We start from the raw sequence: 2,834 nt of genomic DNA on the forward strand, positions 1-2,834 counted from the left end.
GTTGAGGCGCAGCGGGTAGCGCTCGCAAAGCGCCTGCTGGGGCAAACGCGGATCGATCGGCAGCAGCCGTGCACGACCGTTGGGCGTGGCAAACTGGCCATCCACGAACAGCCGCGGCGTGCCGTGGGGCGCTTGCCGAGTGACCGGCCACTGAATGGGGGCCAGCGCATCATACGCCGCCTGGCCCAGGCCGCTCAGGCCTGAGATGTCGAACAGCCGCGCAGAGGCACCGCTATTTTCATAGCCGGAAAGCCGCGCATGCTCATCGAAGATTTCCCAGGGGTGGGCATAATCGAACGCTTCTGCGAACCCCAACCGCTTGGCCACCTCGCAGATGATCCACCAGTCGTGCTGCGCCTCGCCCGGCGGAGGCAGCATTCCCCGCTGGCGGGAAATGCGCCGCTCGGAGTTGGTGACCGTGCCATCCTTTTCCGACCAACCCGACGCGGGCAGCACGATATCGGCAAAGGGCAGCAGGTCGGTGTGGGCCACACACTCCGAAACGATGACCAGCGGGCACTTGGCCAGGGCGCGACGCACCTGTTCGCCATTCGGCAGGCTCACTGCCGGGTTGGTGGCCATGACCCACAGCGCCGTGACTTCGCCACGCTCGATGGCCTCGAACAGCTCCACCGCCTTGTGGCCCGGCCCGTCAGGCAACGAGGCTGACAGGTGCTCCGTCGACCAGAAGCGGCTGACACGCTGGCGTGCCCCGGGCGTGTGGTAATCCATATGCGCCGCCAGCTGGTTTGCCAACCCGCCCACTTCGCGACCTCCCATGGCATTGGGCTGGCCGGTGATCGAAAAGGGCCCGGCCCCCGGCAGGCCAATCTTGCCGCCCGCCAGGTGGCAATTGATGATCGCATTGCACTTGTCGGTACCACTGGAGGATTGATTGACGCCCTGAGAGTAGAGAGTGACCACATGCAGCTGGCTGGCAAACCAGTAGTAGAAGGTCTCCAGCCGCTCTTCATCGACGTCGCAGGCCTTCGCGACCGCTTGCAGGCTACCGGCGCTCTGCTGGGCAGCGGCCAGCGCCTGCTCGATCCCTTCGGTGTGCCGCTGCAAATAGATGTCGTCCAGCTTCTGCTGGGCCGCCATCCAGGCCAGCAGCCCGTTGAACAGAAAGGCGTCGCTGCCTGGCGCGATGCCCAGGTACAGATCGGCGATATCACAGGTGTCCGTGACTCGCGGGTCCACCACCACCACGCGCATCAGTGGATTACGCTCCTTGGCGACTTTCAGACGCTGATACAGCACAGGATGATTCCAGGCCAGATTGGAGCCCACCAGCACCACCAGCTCGGCCTCTTCCAGGTCTTCATACTGGCAGGGCACGGCATCCGCCCCGAAAGCACGCTTGTAGCCCGCCACGGCCGACGCCATGCATAGCCGTGAGTTGGTATCCAGATGCGGGGTGCCGAGAAAGCCTTTGAACAGCTTGTTGGCGACATAGTAGTCTTCGGTCAGCAGCTGTCCTGATAGGTAGGCCGCCACGCAGGCATTGCCATGGGCACTGCGCTGGGCCTGCAGCCGCTCGGCCGTGGCGGTCAATGCCTGCTCCCAACTCACCTCACGGCCATCGACCCGAGGGCGCAGCAGTCGCCCATGGTGGCCCAGGGTTTCATGCAGCGCCGTGCCCTTGACGCATAACCGGCCATGGTTGGCAGGGTGCCCGCGATCCCCTTCTACCGCTGCAACGCAGCCGTTTTCCAGAGTAGCCGTCACTCCGCAGCCCACGCCACAGTAGGGGCAGGTGGTGTTGACCTGAGCGGTCGTTGGCATGGCATTTCCTCCCGCGCTAAAAAGCAAAAAGCGCCCAAGCCAGCCTCTCTCAAGAGGCTTGCCTGGACGCCGTTGTCACAGGGGCACGTCACGTGCCGTACTCATCAGTGGTTTGCTGCGTTTAGCGTTATTCGACGCGATTAGTCATTGTGCTGATTATGGGCAAATGTGCTGCAATGAGCCGTTGTTGGTTGTTACCTGGAGTACTGCAAGTATTGGCCCTATATTCCAAAAAACTCATAAATATCAGCAAAAACATAAACCTAAAGAAACCGCCTCTCACATCCTGTGCCTCCACAACACGCCAGCGAGCCTTTCGCTGGTGCAGAATCACTCCACAAGGCACCAAACCAGTGCAGCCATGGCCCATATCACGGCTAATGGGGCCGCTATTGATGACGTCAAGCAGTTGATTTTAAAAAACTATACTTCTCCAGCCATCGGCTGGCCGATTTTTTGCTGCTGCTAGTCATACGAGTTTACATCGCGCAGCCAATGGCGGTTGCGGCATGTAACTGAATCTGCCCATGGGCAACGACGCCCCTGACACCCTTCCTCGTGAAGGTCGTGTCAGGGGCGTTTTTTATTCACAGGAGCCACCATGGAAACGGTCTCTCGATGCACACCCAACGCGCATCTGGTGGTCATTGGCAACGGCATGGCCAGCCATCGACTGATCGAAACGCTGCTGCGTCACCCGGCGCGCCCAACACGCATCACCGTGATCGGCGAGGAGCCGGTGCCTGCCTACAACCGCATTCTGCTGTCACCTCGGTTAGCCGGTGAACTGGAGCAGCAGGCCCTGACCCTGCAAGACCCAGAGGCCCTTGCCCGGCAAGGCGTGACCCTGCGCCTTGGCCAGCGCGTTGCGCAGATCGACCGTCAACGTCAGCGGGTCATCACTCACTCGGGCGATGCACTCTCTTATGACCGCCTGGTGATAGCCACCGGCTCCCGCTCGGCCATGCCCGACCTGCCGGGGGTCGCCCTGCGCGGCGTACACGGTTTTCGCACCCTCGAGGACGTCGCCACCCTGGAAGCCATTGCCC

Annotated in this window: 3 protein-coding genes; 2 read left to right on the forward strand and 1 reads right to left on the reverse strand. The window is 61.9% G+C overall.

Annotated elements, in window-relative coordinates; all coding sequences use genetic code 11:
* Positions 1-1,785 (reverse strand): molybdopterin-dependent oxidoreductase (locus tag B7L71_RS10440; protein WP_081137778.1); only part of this gene is annotated, 1,785 nt, incomplete at its 3' end.
* Between B7L71_RS10440 and B7L71_RS17125 the strand changes: the two genes are divergently transcribed.
* Positions 1,784-2,254 carry a hypothetical protein gene (locus tag B7L71_RS17125; protein WP_139790115.1) on the forward strand — a complete coding sequence of 157 codons (471 nt, stop codon included), beginning with the start codon at positions 1,784-1,786 and terminating at the stop codon, positions 2,252-2,254. The two genes, B7L71_RS10440 and B7L71_RS17125, sit on opposite strands and share 2 nt — an antisense overlap.
* Before the next feature lie 132 nt (positions 2,255-2,386).
* On the forward strand, positions 2,387-2,834 hold a 448-nt coding region (locus tag B7L71_RS10445), incomplete at its 3' end, for an FAD-dependent oxidoreductase (protein WP_170919485.1).

The organism is Halomonas sp. BC2, assembly GCF_002078115.1.
Classification (GTDB): domain Bacteria; phylum Pseudomonadota; class Gammaproteobacteria; order Pseudomonadales; family Halomonadaceae; genus Vreelandella; species Vreelandella stevensii.

Bases quoted from the DNA above. Each gene is read 5' to 3' on its own strand.
- B7L71_RS17125 (WP_139790115.1), top strand. From the start codon at position 1,784: ATGGCATTTCCTCCCGCGCTAAAAAGCAAAAAGCGCCCAAGCCAGCCT.